At 52.2% G+C, this 16235-nt stretch carries 14 protein-coding genes; 7 read left to right on the forward strand and 7 right to left on the reverse strand.

The window, feature by feature from the left end; genetic code table 11:
- Window positions 1-41: 41 nt before the first annotated feature.
- Window positions 42-1298 (reverse strand): glutamyl-tRNA reductase, encoded by a 1257-nt coding sequence (gene hemA, locus ACP4QI_RS12885; protein WP_142489862.1) that lies wholly within the window; start codon window positions 1296-1298, stop codon window positions 42-44.
- A 221-nt stretch (window positions 1299-1519) separates the two neighbouring features.
- On the opposite strand from hemA, the gene lolB reads away from it, so the two are divergent.
- The 4 genes from lolB to dauA all read left to right on the forward strand — a co-directional run bounded on the left by lolB (window position 1520) and on the right by dauA (window position 5865).
- A complete protein-coding gene (gene lolB / locus ACP4QI_RS12890; RefSeq protein WP_142489863.1) occupies window positions 1520-2131 on the forward strand; it encodes a lipoprotein insertase outer membrane protein LolB in 612 nt (203 codons plus the stop codon).
- Window positions 2128-2997: a 4-(cytidine 5'-diphospho)-2-C-methyl-D-erythritol kinase gene (gene ispE, locus ACP4QI_RS12895; RefSeq protein ID WP_426495355.1), complete on the forward strand. Its 870-nt coding sequence runs from the start codon at window positions 2128-2130 to the stop codon at window positions 2995-2997. The genes lolB and ispE overlap by 4 nt, the downstream gene beginning before the upstream one ends.
- 123 nt (window positions 2998-3120) lie before the next feature.
- Window positions 3121-4068, forward strand: a complete 948-nt coding sequence (prs, locus tag ACP4QI_RS12900) for a ribose-phosphate diphosphokinase (RefSeq protein ID WP_003856663.1) — start codon at window positions 3121-3123, stop codon at window positions 4066-4068.
- Between the two features lie 120 nt (window positions 4069-4188).
- A complete protein-coding gene (gene dauA, locus ACP4QI_RS12905; protein ID WP_426495354.1) occupies window positions 4189-5865 on the forward strand; it encodes a C4-dicarboxylic acid transporter DauA in 1677 nt (558 codons plus the stop codon).
- On the opposite strand, the gene ACP4QI_RS12910 is transcribed toward dauA, so the two are convergent.
- Window positions 5851-6894 (reverse strand): MerR family transcriptional regulator, encoded by a 1044-nt coding sequence (locus ACP4QI_RS12910; RefSeq protein WP_426495353.1) that lies wholly within the window; start codon window positions 6892-6894, stop codon window positions 5851-5853. The two genes, dauA and ACP4QI_RS12910, sit on opposite strands and share 15 nt — an antisense overlap.
- Window positions 6895-7015: 121 nt before the next feature.
- Window positions 7016-7291, reverse strand: coding sequence for a stress-induced protein YchH (gene ychH, locus ACP4QI_RS12915; RefSeq protein ID WP_142489866.1), 276 nt, complete (start codon window positions 7289-7291; stop codon window positions 7016-7018).
- A 275-nt stretch (window positions 7292-7566) separates the two neighbouring features.
- Here ychH and pth point away from each other — a divergent pair, with 275 nt between their 5' ends.
- Together pth and ychF are read left to right on the forward strand one after the other, a co-directional pair.
- Window positions 7567-8151, forward strand: a complete 585-nt coding sequence (pth, locus tag ACP4QI_RS12920; RefSeq protein ID WP_156263988.1) for an aminoacyl-tRNA hydrolase — start codon at window positions 7567-7569, stop codon at window positions 8149-8151.
- 126 nt (window positions 8152-8277) lie between these two features.
- Entirely contained in the window at window positions 8278-9372 is a 1095-nt protein-coding gene (ychF, locus tag ACP4QI_RS12925; protein WP_032611353.1) for a redox-regulated ATPase YchF, read from the forward strand.
- A 217-nt stretch (window positions 9373-9589) separates the two neighbouring features.
- Here the strand turns inward: ychF and ACP4QI_RS12930 are convergent, their stop codons facing one another.
- Genes ACP4QI_RS12930 through ACP4QI_RS12945 form a run of 4 tightly spaced genes read right to left on the reverse strand, consistent with a single transcriptional unit; the run spans window position 9590 to window position 15079 of the window.
- The gene (locus ACP4QI_RS12930) at window positions 9590-10471 is read right to left on the reverse strand and encodes a hypothetical protein (protein WP_285128818.1); all 882 of its coding nucleotides are present in this window, start codon (window positions 10469-10471) and stop codon (window positions 9590-9592) included.
- Window positions 10468-13233: a hypothetical protein gene (locus ACP4QI_RS12935; protein ID WP_426495352.1), complete on the reverse strand. Its 2766-nt coding sequence runs from the start codon at window positions 13231-13233 to the stop codon at window positions 10468-10470. The genes ACP4QI_RS12930 and ACP4QI_RS12935 overlap by 4 nt, the downstream gene beginning before the upstream one ends.
- Window positions 13230-13823 (reverse strand): condensin complex protein MksE, encoded by a 594-nt coding sequence (locus ACP4QI_RS12940; RefSeq protein WP_285125851.1) that lies wholly within the window; start codon window positions 13821-13823, stop codon window positions 13230-13232. Before ACP4QI_RS12940 ends, ACP4QI_RS12935 begins: the two co-directional genes overlap by 4 nt.
- On the reverse strand, window positions 13820-15079 hold the full coding sequence (locus ACP4QI_RS12945) for a hypothetical protein (protein WP_285125852.1): 1260 nt from the start codon (window positions 15077-15079) through the stop codon (window positions 13820-13822). Before ACP4QI_RS12945 ends, ACP4QI_RS12940 begins: the two co-directional genes overlap by 4 nt.
- A gap of 154 nt (window positions 15080-15233) precedes the next feature.
- Here ACP4QI_RS12945 and ACP4QI_RS12950 point away from each other — a divergent pair, with 154 nt between their 5' ends.
- Window positions 15234-16151, forward strand: a complete 918-nt coding sequence (locus tag ACP4QI_RS12950) for a WYL domain-containing protein (RefSeq protein ID WP_285125853.1) — start codon at window positions 15234-15236, stop codon at window positions 16149-16151.
- The last annotated feature ends 84 nt before the right edge of the window (window positions 16152-16235 follow it).

The raw sequence follows: 16235 nt of genomic DNA on the forward strand, positions 1-16235 counted from the left end.
GGCGTAAGTGCACCTTATAATAATAAAATGGGTATGGCGCGCTATTCCAGCCCGAGGCTGTCGCGCAGAATGTTCAGGCGTTCGTCGTCCCCGTCACGGGCGGCCTGTTGAAGTGATTTGGTTGGGGCATGGATCAGGCGATTGGTCAGTTTCCATGCCAGTTCCTGCATGATGACCTGCGGATCGCCGCCCTGCTCGAGGGCCGCCATCGCTTTGGCAGTCAGTTCATTACGGACCTGTTCCGCCTGACCGCGGTACTCGCGAATGGTCTCGCTGACGCTTTGCGCGCGCAGCCAGGCCATAAATTCGCTGGTTTCCTGCTCAACGATCGTTTCCGCCTGTACCGCTGCCGCTTTACGCTGGGCAAGGTTGTGCGAAATGATGCTTTGCAGATCGTCTACGCTGTACAGATAGGCATTCGCCAGCTTGCCGACGTCGGGCTCGACATCGCGCGGAACGGCGATATCCACCAGCAGCATCGGCTGATTACGGCGGGACTTCAGAGCGCGCTCCACCATGCCTTTACCGATGATCGGCAGCGGGCTGGCGGTGGAGCTGATGATGATATCCGCTTCGCTCAGACGGGCGTCGATGTCGCTGAGGGCGATCACTTCTGCCCCCACTTCATCCGCCAGCACCTGAGCGCGTTCGCGGGTGCGGTTGGCGATCATCATCTTTTTAACTTTGTGTTCACGCAGATGGCGCGCCACCAGCTCGATGGTTTCGCCCGCGCCCACCAGCAGCACAGAGACCGTGGAGAGCGATTCAAAGATTTGTCGCGCCAGGGTACAGGCGGCGAAAGCAACCGAAACGGCACTGGCGCCAATGTCGGTTTCGGTTCGCACTCGCTTGGCGACGGAGAAGGATTTCTGGAACATGCGTTCCAGCTCGCTGGCCTTAAGGTGGCCTTTTTGCGAATCGGCAAAGGCTTTTTTCACCTGACCGAGGATCTGCGGCTCGCCCAGCACCAGCGAATCGAGCCCGCTGGCCACGCGCATCAAATGGCTGACCGCATCGTTATCCTGATGCCAGTACAGGCTGTTGCGCAGCTCTTCTTCGTTCAGGTTGTGGTACTCGCATAACCAGCGGACCAGCGCTTCGTGCAGGTTGTCCTGCTCTTCAACGCTGAGATAGAGCTCAGTACGGTTGCACGTTGACAACACCACGCCCCCCTGCACCATCGGCTGGGCAAGCAGACTGTCCAGCGCCTGGTCGAGCGTGTCCGGCGAAAACGTCACACGTTCTCGCAGTGATACCGGGGCTGTTTTGTGGTTAATACCGAGTGCTAAAAGGGTCATATGAGCGGGAGTAGTACCAGCGTTAATAAGGTTAGCAGGCCGCATCATACAGGATGCGCGAGATCAATAAAAGAGACTGCACCCTTTCGGAGTAATAGGTTATTAGTTGTTATTAACCGTTAATTTGATGATTTAGGACAACTTGAGCGTAGACGCTCCCGCTACCGGGCGCTAGCATTAAGAACTATAACTGCCACGTATCTCAAGGATTTGTCCTCATTATGACCAGACTGATTCGCCTGCTGCCCCTGGCCGCGCTGGTGCTGACCGCATGTTCCATTACGCCGCCTAAAGGGCCAGGTAAAAGCCCGGACTCACCGCAGTGGCGCCAGCATCAACAGGAAGTGCGCACATTAAGCCAATATCAGACCCGCGGCGCCTTTGCTTATCTGTCGGATCAGCAGAAGGTCTACGCCCGCTTCTTCTGGCAGCAAACCGGCCAGGATCGCTATCGCCTGCTGCTGCTGAACCCGCTTGGCAGCACGGAGATGGAGCTGATTGCCCAGCCTGGCAGCGCCCAGGTCACCGACAATAAAGGGCAGAAATATACCGGTACCGATGCCGAAGAGATGATCGGCAAGCTGACCGGGATGCCGATTCCGATCACCAGCCTGCGCCAGTGGATCCTCGGCCTGCCGGGCGACGCCACCGACTATAAGCTCGACGACCAGTATCGCCTGAGCGAGGTGAACTACAGCCAGAACGGCAAAACCTGGAAAGTGGTGTACGGCGGCTACGACAGCAACAGCAAACCGGCCCTGCCGTCCAGCCTGGAACTGACCGAAGGCAGCCAGCGCATCAAGCTGAAAATGGATAACTGGATTGTCAAATGATGACCCACTGGCCTTCGCCCGCAAAACTGAACCTGTTTTTATACATTACCGGCCAGCGTGCTGACGGGTATCACACCCTGCAGACGCTGTTTCAGTTTGTTGACTATGGCGACACGATTTCCATTGAACTGCGTCAGGACGGAGAAATCTGTCTGCTGACGCCGGTCGAAGGCGTGGCCGATGAGGATAACCTGATCGTGCGCGCCGCCCGTCTGCTGATGCGCGCCGCGCAACAATCCGGACGTCTGCCAGCGGGCAGCGGCGCGGATATCAGCGTTGAGAAACGGCTGCCGATGGGCGGCGGGCTCGGCGGCGGATCATCTAACGCCGCCACCGTGCTGGTGGTGCTCAACCACCTGTGGGGCTGCGCTCTCACGGTGGATGAACTGGCCGCGCTCGGGCTGACGCTCGGGGCCGACGTGCCGGTGTTTGTCCGCGGACATGCGGCCTTTGCTGAAGGGGTGGGCGAGATCCTCTCCCCGGCAGAACCCGCGGAAAAATGGTATCTGGTGGCCCACCCGGGGGTCAGCATTCCGACCCCGGTTATCTTTAAAGATCCGGACCTTCCGCGCGATACGCCAATAAGGTCAATAGAAACGTTATTAAACTGTGAATTCAGCAACGATTGCGAGGATATCGCAAGAAAACGTTTTCGCGAGGTTGATGTCGCGCTTTCCTGGCTGTTAGAATACGCGCCGTCGCGCCTGACTGGCACAGGGGCCTGTGTCTTTGCTGAATTTGATACGGAATCCGCTGCACGTCAGGTGCTCGAGCTGGCTCCAGAGTGGCTGCATGGTTTCGTAGCGCGTGGTATGAACATCTCCCCGCTGCAGCAGGCCATTCTGGCGCAATCTGAGTTTCGGTGACAACGTCACCCTGTTCCAGACGTTGCATCGCGCTCTTTAATACACCGCCTGGATAGCATTCGCCTGGCCCGCACAGTTTACGGCGAACTATCCACCACTGGACGCATGCCTGAGGTTCTTCTCGTGCCTGATATGAAGCTTTTTGCTGGTAACGCCACCCCGGAACTAGCACAACGTATTGCCAACCGCCTGTACACTTCTCTTGGCGACGCCGCCGTAGGTCGCTTTAGCGATGGCGAAGTCAGCGTACAAATTAACGAAAATGTACGCGGTGGTGATATTTTCATCATCCAGTCCACCTGTGCTCCAACTAACGATAACCTGATGGAACTGGTTGTCATGGTCGATGCCCTGCGCCGTGCTTCCGCTGGCCGTATCACTGCTGTTATTCCTTACTTTGGTTATGCCCGTCAGGACCGTCGCGTCCGTTCCGCACGTGTGCCAATTACCGCTAAAGTTGTTGCTGACTTCCTCTCCAGTGTTGGCGTTGACCGCGTTCTGACGGTTGACCTGCATGCCGAGCAGATCCAGGGCTTCTTTGACGTTCCGGTTGATAACGTATTCGGCAGCCCAATCCTGCTGGAAGACATGCTGCAGCTGAACCTGGACAACCCGATTGTGGTTTCTCCGGACATCGGCGGCGTGGTTCGCGCACGCGCTATCGCCAAACTGCTTAACGATACCGACATGGCGATCATCGACAAACGTCGTCCACGCGCTAACGTTTCTCAGGTGATGCATATCATCGGTGACGTCGCTGGCCGTGACTGCGTGCTGGTTGACGACATGATCGACACCGGCGGCACTCTGTGCAAAGCCGCCGAAGCGCTGAAAGAGCGTGGTGCAAAACGCGTATTCGCTTACGCAACTCACCCGATCTTCTCCGGCAATGCAGTGAACAACCTGCGCAACTCCGTCATTGATGAAGTTGTGGTGTGTGACACCATCCCACTGAGCGACGAAATCAAAGCGCTGCCAAACGTGCGTACTTTGACCCTGTCCGGGATGCTGGCCGAAGCGATTCGTCGTATCAGCAACGAAGAATCCATCTCTGCAATGTTCGAACACTAATCGGACGCAGTCTGAAAACCCGCTACGGCGGGTTTTTTTGTCTGTGGTATTTATTTGTATGATTAATGCCTCCTTCACCTGCCATTGATATGACAGATGATGCGCACATGGATGATGATTGTGAAAAACGCTTCCTCTCATGTTCTGCCCTTCCGCGCCCTCATCGACGCCTGCTGGAAAGAGAAATACACCCTGTCACGCTTTACCCGTGACCTGATTGCCGGGATCACCGTTGGTATCATTGCCATTCCGCTGGCGATGGCGCTGGCGATTGGCAGCGGCGTGGCACCGCAATACGGCCTGTACACCGCTGCCGTCGCCGGGATTGTCATCGCCCTGACCGGCGGGTCGCGCTTCAGCGTCTCCGGACCGACCGCCGCCTTTGTGGTGATCCTCTATCCGGTTTCCCAGCAGTTTGGCCTCGCCGGGTTGCTGGTGGCGACCCTGATGTCCGGGGTATTTTTGATTTTGTTCGGCCTGGCGCGTTTTGGCAGGCTGATTGAGTACATTCCACTTTCCGTGACCCTGGGCTTTACCTCCGGGATCGGCATCACCATCGGTACCATGCAGATCAAGGATTTCCTCGGCCTGCAGATGGCCCACGTGCCGGAGCATTACCTGCAAAAAGTGGGGGCGCTCATCATGGCGCTGCCGACAGCAAACCTGGGCGATGCGGCGATCGGCGTGGTAACGCTGGGCACGCTGATCCTCTGGCCGCGACTGGGCATCCGCCTGCCGGGACATCTGCCCGCCCTGCTGCTGGGTTGTGCGGTTATGGGGGTAGTTAATCTGCTGGGCGGACACGTCGCCACCATCGGCTCGCAGTTCCACTATGTGCTGGCAGATGGCTCGCAGGGTAACGGTGTCCCGCAGCTTCTGCCGCAGCTAGTGCTGCCGTGGAATATGCCCGGCTCCAGCTTCACCCTGAGCTGGGACTCTCTGCGCGCCCTGCTGCCTGCCGCCTTTTCGATGGCGATGCTGGGGGCGATTGAGTCCCTGCTCTGCGCGGTCGTACTGGACGGCATGACCGGCACCAAACATAAAGCCAACAGCGAGCTGGTCGGCCAGGGGCTGGGCAATATCATCGCGCCGTTCTTCGGCGGGATCACCGCCACTGCAGCCATCGCCCGCTCGGCGGCGAACGTGCGCGCCGGCGCAACCTCCCCGGTCTCGGCGGTGATCCACTCGATACTGGTGATCCTCGCCCTGCTGGTGCTGGCTCCCCTGCTCTCGTGGCTGCCGCTGTCGGCGATGGCGGCCCTGCTGCTGATGGTGGCATGGAACATGAGCGAGGCGCATAAAGTGGTGAACCTGCTGCGCCGCGCGCCGAAGGACGACATCATCGTGATGCTCATCTGCATGTCGCTGACCGTGCTCTTTGACATGGTAATTGCGATAAGCGTCGGGATTGTGCTGGCCTCGCTGCTGTTTATGCGCCGCATTGCCCGTATGACCCGCCTGGCGACGGTCAACGTGACGGTGCCTGACGACGTGCTGGTATTGCGGGTGATCGGCCCACTGTTCTTTGCCGCCGCCGAGGGCCTGTTCAGCGATCTCGAGTCGCGCATCGCGGGGAAACGAATTGTGGTACTGAAATGGGATGCGGTTCCGGTACTGGATGCGGGCGGGCTGGACGCTTTCCAGCGGTTTGTGCAACGCCTGCCGGAAGGCTGTGAACTGCGGGTGAGCAATCTCGAGTTCCAGCCCCTGCGCACCATGGCGCGCGCAGGGGTGCAACCCATTGCCGGTCGTCTGGCGTTCTATCCGAACCGCGAGGCAGCGTTAGCGGATCTGTGACATCCGCCGCTGCATCATGATGCCAATCGCCTGCTGGAGCCACTCAAGCACAGCAGGCGTCATCCAGGTACCCTTCATCAGATGCGGCTCCTGCTGCATCGCCTGGCGGAATTTTTGCTGCGTCACTGGGTCAGTTCCGGCGTAAGACTGGAACAGCGCCAGCCAGTTTTCGGCCAGCTGTTGCGCGGCGTCGGATGCCGGATCTAACGCCTCCGACCGTGCCCGGTGCAGCTTCGCTACCAGCGGTGGCCACTCCATCATGCGATCAAAATAGTGCGCCCGGGTGAAGGCCATCTCCTCCGGCGTGAGATAGTTTTCCCAGATGATGAGCTTTGATTCGGCAAACGCCCGCGTAATGTAATCCGTCATCTCCGCCGTGATGCCCGTTTGTTCGCGCATCTGCGGCTCAACGCTGTGCATCTCGTTGAGACGGTTGAGAAACTCCGGTTTGCCCGCCGTATCCTGCTCGAGGCGAACCATCCAACGCGTAGCCAGATCCCTCGCCCGGGGATCGGAAACCGTAACGTCGTTCTCCAGCAGGTTTTTCACCTCCACAACCAGAGCGGCCCAGATATCCGCCAGCGCCTCCTTGTGTTGCGCAAACGGTAACTGCTGCAACTCGTCTTTGCTAAACCAGCGATCGTACATATTCATCAACTCCAGAGTCTGTAGCCAGGACTCCAGATCGAGATCCTCATGGGCATCGAGCCCGGTGCGCAACGCCACAAGCCGGTCGCGCAGCGTGGTGATGCTGCGCACCTGCTTGTCCAGCAGGTGGATTTGCGCCTCGAGCAGTTCCGATAGCGAGAGTGAATCTTTCTCCAGAAAGTCCCTGATTTCAGCAAGTTCCAGCCCTGCCTTTGCCAGCGCCTGAATCATATGCAGACGCTGAACATCGGCCAGATTGTAGAGCCGGTACCCTGCCGCGCTTCTGGCAGAAGGCAGCAACAACCCTGTTTGCTCATAATGGTGCAAGGTGCGCACGGTGATCCCGGCGCGTTTCGCCAGTTCCCCGACCTGAATTAACATAACGGCTCCTTCTTGTGCCAGTGGCGTCACTCTGGAGCCTTACGTTACGTGAGGGTCAATAGATGATGCAAAAAAAAACGACTCCAGAGGGAGCCGTTTCGGTATTCATTGGGTTCGCACATTAACTGTGCTTATGCTGATCGCGACGGCAGCGCTTATCGTAGTGGCGCACCCACCAGTATCTGTCGCAGACCTGCTCATGACCGCTGACGCGGGCACCCGCCAGCCACAATACAGCACCCAGAAAGATGCTCAGCACCGCACCATGTGCAAAATATTGCGGCAGGTCAAGTTGCGGCAGCTGGTTTAAAATGGAATAACCGACGCCAACAACCATGACCACCAATCCCAACCCCATTAGCACGTTACCGAGTAACGAAGCGTTGCTGCGTTTCATATGTCACCTCCGGAACTTTTGGGTTGCAGGGAAATAATCTCCCTAATCCTTGTGTGTAAAGTATAGACAACACCCCTTTTGCTGATTGCGTGAGGGATCACATTTACGCACATCGGAGCAACAAAACTTTACAAATAAGCCTTTGAGTAGCATGAAATTCTAATGGTTCAGAGACGGTATTATTCTGATTCACCGTGACGGCGCGCAGAATTTTGTCAAGCGACGCGGCAGACAGTACACTACGCGCCAGACTTAGCACTTTCAGGAACCAAAACGTGACGATTAAACTGATTGTCGGCCTGGCCAACCCCGGCGCGGAATATGCGGCCACCCGCCACAATGCGGGCGCCTGGTATGTTGATCTGCTGGCCGAGCGGTTGCGCGCTCCCCTGCGCGAGGAACCGAAATTCTTCGGCTATACCTCACGCGTGAATCTGGCCGGAGCCGATGTGCGTCTGCTGGTGCCGACCACGTTTATGAACTTAAGCGGCAAAGCCGTTGCCGCGCTGGCGACCTTCTACCGTATTAACCCGGATGAGATCCTGGTGGCCCACGACGAGCTGGATCTGCCGCCGGGCGTGGCGAAATTCAAACTCGGCGGCGGTCATGGCGGGCATAACGGCTTAAAAGACATCATCAGCAAACTGGGCAATAACCCCAATTTTCACCGTTTGCGCGTCGGTATTGGTCATCCGGGCGATAAAAACAAAGTTGTCGGCTTTGTCCTCGGTAAACCCCCGGCTTCAGAACAGAAGCTGATCGACGAGGCGGTAGACGAAGCGGTGCGTTGCACTGAAATCTGGCTGCAGGATGGCTTAACCAAGGCCACCAACCGTCTGCACGCTTTCAAAGCGCAATAACCGGCGCGAGACGCCTTTTTTGCCCCGCAGGCTGCGGGTTACGTGTATAATAGGCAAAGTTATTTACTTTTCTTCGACTCGTTAATGTTAACGTGTTGAATATCAAGATATTAAGGTGATTCAGAAATGGGATTCAAATGCGGTATCGTTGGTCTGCCTAACGTTGGCAAATCCACCCTGTTTAACGCGCTGACTAAAGCGGGCATCGAAGCAGCTAACTTCCCGTTCTGCACCATCGAGCCAAACACCGGTGTCGTGCCAATGCCCGATCCGCGTCTGGACCAGCTGGCTGAGATCGTTAAGCCGCAGCGCATTCTGCCAACCACCATGGAGTTCGTGGACATCGCTGGTCTGGTTAAAGGCGCATCCAAAGGTGAAGGCCTGGGCAACCAGTTCCTGACCAACATCCGTGAAACCGAAGCCATCGGTCACGTGGTGCGTTGCTTTGAAAACGACAACATCATCCACGTGAACAACAAAGTGGATCCCGCTGACGATATCGAAGTCATCAACACCGAGCTGGCGCTGTCTGACCTCGACACCTGCGAGCGCGCCCTGCACCGCGTGCAGAAGAAAGCCAAAGGCGGCGACAAAGACGCGAAAGCGGAACAGGCTGCGCTGGAAAAATGTCTGCCACAGCTGGAAAACGCCGGCATGCTGCGCGCGCTGAAAAACCTGACCGAAGAAGACAAAGCGGCGATCAAATACCTGAGCTTCCTGACCCTGAAGCCAACCATGTACATCGCTAACGTCAATGAAGACGGTTTCGAAAACAACCCATACCTCGACAAAGTGCGCGAAATCGCGGCGGCCGAAGGCTCTGTGGTTGTGGCTGTCTGTGCTGCGGTGGAATCTGATATCGCCGAGTTGGACGATGCCGACCGTGAAGAGTTCATGGCCGAGCTGGGTCTGGAAGAGCCAGGTCTGAACCGTGTGATCCGCGCCGGTTACGAACTGCTGAACCTGCAAACTTACTTCACCGCTGGCGTGAAAGAAGTGCGTGCATGGACTATCCCTGTTGGCGCGACCGCTCCTCAGGCTGCGGGTAAGATCCACACCGACTTCGAGAAGGGCTTTATCCGTGCGCAGACAATCGCGTTTGAAGACTTCATCACCTATAAGGGTGAGCAAGGCGCAAAAGAAGCCGGTAAGATGCGTGCTGAAGGGAAAGATTACATCGTTAAAGATGGCGATGTGATGAACTTCCTGTTTAACGTTTAATGGATAGAATGCTTTTATAGTTGCGTTAACAATGTATTGCATGCCCGCTGGCATAGTACAGCGAGTCAAATAATTAAAAAAACCATCTGGAAACAGATGGTTTTTTACTTTACCAGTCAGGTTTTAATTTACTGGTAACCTTTAACTTTATTGCATAATAGATAACATCTGGAGCTAACAACCTGGCTTTACCCAAGGTTATCTGCGAAAGATTATTTTAGCTAAGTCTTAACCAGACTGCTTCTTGTTCCAAAGCTTTACCCGTTGTTTGCATAAAATGAATAATTTGCTTTACGGGTATTTCAAAGTTATCTGAGCCAATATGTGATTGCATAGCCCTGAACTCGCGTTGAGTATCCTGCCAAAGTAATTCACAACCGAATTGAGATATGAGCTTTTGCCAATCGGGCATCAACCACATACGTACGGTACTGCCTAGCTTTGCTTTGATGCGAGCATAATTCAGTAAGCCCACGCCATCATAATCCGGGAAAAACCAGATCTCGGGGGCCCTCTGATAATGAGATAGCCAGTTAATGACACTATTAGGTAGCTGACCGCTGTAATAAGCTACGCTACATGGATCTTTTGAAGGAAGCCAGTCCAGTCGATCGAACAACATTTGGTTCTCCACCAGCCATAGTGGATAAGGTGTGTGCCACGAATTTCCTTGTTGAATGGCCAATGCAGCCGCGCCAAACTGATCTGTGCTATCACGTAAGTTAAGCGTCTGATTATCATCATTCTGCCAACTGACTTGCCCCGCTCCTGCTTTTAACAATAGATAAGAAATACGATGGCTATGCGCCGCACTTTTACTATTGCGTGTAGTTGCAATATTACGGGTTCGGGCAGGCAGAGTGAGGTCGACTTCATTTCTATCTACCGGAACCAACTGCCGCCATTGCTGTTCCACCACAATCGGTAAAGTTACTTCAAAAATAACCCCATTGCCCCTGGGTTTCATTAAAACACTGCCAGTTACCTGACCAAAACTTTCAAGAGCTCGCCGCTGACCAGGTGTTAACTGTGAACCCTGAAGCCCATTTCCCGTGGACTGCCGAAGCTTACCAAGTGCAGCAATAAGTGCCCGGCTCATGAGTTCAGCTCCCGGTGTGAGAAAATCTGCCAGTTTTTCCGATTAATATGATTTTTTCCCCCTCTGTGATAGATAGGCACACAGTAACGAGCAGTAATCAAGGGCGCAGGAGAAGCGCAAATCAGCGCGAAACCGAACTGCTCAGCAATATCAATTAAGCTTTTCTGATTACGTGAATCCAGAGCTAATGCTTCATCTAAATAACATACCGTGCGGATTTTTTTTACTTTATGTTGCATTAAATAAAGCATCGCAAGCCCAGTGACTAATTTGGCCATTAAGACAGTGCCGTGTGATGCGGCGCTGTCTATATCCTCAAAAGATTCTTCTGATAAGTCCTGCTTACCAATAACAAATTCAAGACAAAACAGATCTTCTACTCTCAATCCTTGCTGCCTGTTACCCACCTCAAAGAGATATTTTTTGGCACGATCCATGTCATCGTTGTCAAGGATGCTTTGCTGATTAAATAAGTCAAAATTCTCACCGCTATCCACTTGCGCTGCGGTACTGAGCAGCACATCAATAGCTTTGACTAGTTCAATATCGTCGCGTGCTTCAATTTTAAATACTTTTAGATCCGACAACTGACGTTGACTAATTAGCCGGTTGAAGTCGCGCATCCTCCCTTTAAACGCCTCCAGCCCTTGCTTGAGCTGCTTGAGACTGGCCACTACGCTTATCACCGCACTGCGTGCACGCTTCTCGAGTGCTTCCTTCTCTTTTGGCAATATCTGATGAAAATCGAGGATTTTTGTCCACTCCGCATCATCCCCTTCGCTGAACTGGAACTTAGTAAGACCGCCGCTATGTAACGATTGTAATCCAGCCTGTAGCGCATTATGCAATTCCTGCAACTGTCTACAGTCCGCCTGATAGTTCTGCAAACGCTCATCTAACTCCTCCAGTTTCCATGCGGATTCGCCAAACCAGGGATGATGAGGTAGTTCTTTCAAATTACTGAATATTCGGCCCTGATCTACACGACTGTTTCGTTCCGATTCAATCCGTTTGTGTTTCCAGGTAAGTTGATTTTGTTCCTGAATAAGCACATCAATTTTATTCTGTACCTTTTCCCCATAAGCTTGCGATTCTTCTAATTGAGCCTTAAGAAACTCCAGTTCCTTGTTGATTTGTTTTATCTGCGTGGCGCGATCGGTACTACCTGTCAGTAGCTGTTGCCAGATGTCATACTCCGCCAAATCTTGTTCCAGTTGCTTCTTATCCAATTCAAGTTTCTGCTTATACGCTTCGGCTTCATACCATTTTTCAGCAACCTTAAGCTGCTCATTCAGGCTGGCTATTTCTCTCTCCATATCGCTGATCCGCTCATCCAGCTCTGCTTCACTCTTTTGAAAAAACTGGGGGTCAAGACCCGCCAGATTCACTCGCAAACCGGGCAGCTCAATAACATCTTCAGGACTGTGCGCCAGGTTCTGTTGTAAGCGTACAATATCCAGCTCAAACGATTCGGGCCCTAAACTCATGACCCCGCGTTGTAATAATCTATTCAGCTGCGATAACACATGATGGGATAAATGATCCGACAACTGCCGATATAAATTGTTAGCCAATGTCTCCTTTTGCGTTCTCAGGTTCTGGCACTCACCATGCCTGTGCTCCAAATCGAGCCTGATGGCTTTCACGCCCCGACTCTTAGCCTGCCCCAGCAAGGTGATCTGTTGTTCAAGCCGCTCCTGAGAAGCAATGAGCTGCGTGGAGAGTTGTTCTCTGCCAGCATATAAAGCAAATCGCTGCCCCAGTTCTTCTTGCCGTTTGTTTTGCCTGATAAGCACATCAAGCTCCTGGAGCTTTGTATTCTCCTTAAGAATAAAATCTTTATAGCGATTGTGCTGTTGTCCCTTTTCTTCCTTACTCTGACGCACATTTTCCGCCAACTCATCAATCCTGTGTTGGTAATACGTTTGCCACTGCTGTAAACACGCTTCTATTCGTGGACGCCAGGCGACAATCTTGCCTCTTAGAGTCAGACGGGACTCAACCTGCTCAGCCAGCGTCTCAATCTGTTTAGATTGAGCCAAAGCGGCGTGGTACTGTTCCCTCTCCTTATTTACCTCACTAAAAGCCTTTTCCCACTCCTGCCTGAAATCAATGGAAGCATCAGTCAGATCACGCTTGAATATTTCAAGAAGATATTTTTTAACATGCGCAGAAGTGAGTTTGTCTAAACGCAGAGTTTGGGTGAGTACCCGACGATAGGCTTCAGCATCGGACTGATACTCAAGATGGAACAGCGTAAGATCGGGCTCGCTATCTGAGCGTTTTTTTCTGCTGCCATAGAGAGCATCACGAAATTCGCTGGGTTGTTTGTAGAGCGTGACCAACCTCTGGCGGCTGGCCAGATGAGTCACCAGCTGCGGCTCCGCCACCAGGCTGCCATCATCTAAACGATAATCATCAAGTTCCAATTCACCTTTATAGGCAAAATATTGGTAATCATGACTGACGCCTTTGCCTACGCATCCTAACACTATGGTACCCGTCTGTGGCAGGCAGGCTTGTAAAAGAATATAAGAGCTATTATTGGGGAAGTAAAACCGCCGTGATTTCTCACGATCGTAGGCACCAAAATCCATTGCCCGTTGATCTATAATCAAGAGAAACTGTAGCGCATTAATGAGGCTTGTTTTCCCGGTGTTATTCGGTGCGATAAGTGAGACTGATGCATCAAGAGGGAGTTCCGCTCGCTGATAGCCTGCACTTCCCAACAGAACTAAACGCTCAAACCCATACTTGATCATACATATTCCTCCTCATCCTCAGGCTGGTCATTTCCTTTCGCCGTTAACTGCTCAAGGGTATCGTCATTTAAAGACATCAAGGTTTCAAAGTGTTCCAGATAGCGATTAACGGCGGGAAGTAATTGCCAGTATCCGCTATGTGGCATAACAAAACCTAACCTGGTGGCACTTTCTAACACAGCGATAAGCTTCTCAGGATCGAGGCTTTCAGCTTCTAATAATTCCTGATGGTGCTCATATGCTTTAGTTAGTAATTCTTTATCAACACGCCAGTCCCCAAAGCGTGACAAAGGCTGCCCCGTATCAGCCTGTATATTGAACAAACACATAAATAACAGAGCGATCTGGCTGCTGGTTTTATTAACGGAATTGTTTGCTTCATCAGTATGGAACCAGGCGTAACCTCGCTGAGAAATCCGCAGATTAAATCCCAGCGCAGAAAACAGCGACTGATATATTTCCGACTCACGCTCCAACTCCGCCCAAAGAGCAGGCTCGGCTACTCGGTTAAGATGTTTACCACTGTGAAACCAGCGAAACAATTCACTCAACGCTGTCAGTGATTGCAAATGAGAGACAAAAGCATTCATGATGGTTCTATCCGATGAGGGTAATATTGGACCTGAATTTCATGCAGGTCAGTTTCGATACATTCTCTGTGGAATGTCGCTTTCAAGTCCGGCTCTCTGATTAACTCGTGATATAGCCGTATCAAAGTAGCATCACTATATTCACCATAGTGTTGCTGCAACCAGATCAGTAAGTTTTCCACTGGTATGCTTGATAAAAGATGGAGCCTTACTGCTTCTCCATCTACTGCGTCAACCAAAGCATCATCAAATTCAACTTCGTCCGGGAATGCAATTAACTGGGGTTTGTAGGCAAGGGCTTCAGCCATAAGTTGCCGAATCTCATAACCCGCAGCCGCTCTTCTCGGGCGCGCCAGTCGCCAGACCGGTAATCCTTCAGTGGTTTGACGTGAGGAAAGTCCCCTCGTCAGTCCCCGCTTGCGTACTTGCCCAAGCAGGTAGCTAATCGCAGCCGACAAACTATTGTGTTCTCTTAGTTCCTCCCGCAAAGGTAATAACGTACTGGCACATTGCTGTGCCACGATCCGTCCCAGCCGCTGCAATTCTTTGGCTTGATAAGCAACATGCCGAAGTTGCAGATGATGAGAATAAAGCCCGCCCTGGATATTTATTGTTTCAACAGCCTTATCAAGCACTTTTTCTGCTTGTTCCAGATAGACATAAAAGGTGCCTGAAATCCCGGCGTCCATCATTTCGTTCATCGGTTCAATATATTGTTCATAAGCCTCTAATACCGCGCGATAGCGATACTGAATAGGCTGAGCGGAATCACCAGACTTCGCTTGCTCGGCCAAATCCATGATGGCATGCCGATCAACCTCCAGTTGCAGAGTTATTTGTCGAAACAACTCAGACAAACGCGCTGCCCCTTGACGAATAAGTTCATAATTAAATGGGGATAAGCCTTCTGAAGTCTGCATAATCGCCTGCTTAATTCCCTCCACTCTGGCTTTTAGCACCGACGACAAGCCTAACTCATGTTCGCGAGTCAGATTTCTGACGAACTCAAGCACTACAGGATTTATCTGCAATGACGATGTACGATCTAAATGTTGAACTACGTCGTTTTTACATAAATCATGTAACACCTCCGAAGCCTTACTGAATTCGCCATCAGGAGCGCAATGAAGTTTTCTAATAATTCCAGTAATGGTCTCTTCTTCAAAGGTTACCCATTCCCGAGACAGGCGGGTCAACGCTTCAATAACCTCCCAATGTTTGTAAAGCTGGAGTATTAACCCCTTAGGTGTCGCCATTTTATTTATCCTGTCAGTGTGACAAAATCCTTCTTATACGATAAAGCTCAGATGCAAATTCTTCTTTGGAAACAGTTACAACCAGGTCAGTATATGTAGATCGAATAGTCATGCCGATACTGGTTACATACACATGTCGCATTTTGGAGCATATATGACCCACAAGGAGCTAACCTGGGATCAGACTCTTCGCTTTCATCTGCTGGAAATTGTTCTACAGTGGGAGGGACGTCTTACTACCAATCACCTGTGTACCGCTTTTAACATAGGCCGCCATCAGGCATCGCGTGATATCAATCTCTACATAAAACACTACTCACCCAAGGGAGTGATCTACGATAAGAGCCTGAAGGGATATAAGCCTACCGCTTATTTTGTACCCCGCTTTAGCGAGGGTAAGGTTGATGAGTATTTGATGCTGCTGCATCGGGAGAAACAGTACCAGCGCCAGCACGCTGCTGGGGTATTGAGCCTACCGCTGATGGATCTACGTTACGGTCATATTGAGACAATGGATGTACCCAACAGGCATATAGATCCTGTCATCGTACGTGGTCTTATGCAGGCTGCCCGGAGCCAGATGCGCGTGGATGTTGACTATGTCTCACTGAGTTCAGCAGAAAAGAGCGGCCGCAATATTGTTCCTCATACTCTGGTTTATGACGGTATTCGCTGGCATGTGCGGGCGTACTGTGAAAAAAAACGAGAGTTTCTGGACTTTGTTATGAGTCGTTTCAGGGGAGAACCTGAGCTACTGGATATCTCTCCCTATGGCCGCGCTCAGGATCTTGAGTGGAATGCGCATGTCACGGCAGAGGTTATTCCTAATCCTTATCTGGGGGCAGAGCAACGGTCAATTATTGCCAGTGACTATGCGATGAAAGATGATAAGTTGCTGATCAAAAACAGAATCCCATTAATGCACTATACACTGGAGCGGATGCAGGTGAGCTACAACGGTGAGCACAAGGACCACCCTCTTCTTCATCCTCTGGTGTTGAATAACCGGGATGAGCTTATCGAGCAAGGATGTATTTTCAAACTTAAAAGCGCAGATATAGTCAGAACATAGGCCTGAACCCAGGTTGTGATCAGAAACAACGGCGTCAGTTGTTTACGCCTGAGCAACTGATGCAATTTCAGGAAATTATTTAAC

It is taken from the genome of Leclercia sp. TB492 (genome assembly GCF_049974505.2).
Classification (GTDB): Bacteria; Pseudomonadota; Gammaproteobacteria; order Enterobacterales; family Enterobacteriaceae; genus Enterobacter; species Enterobacter adecarboxylatus_C.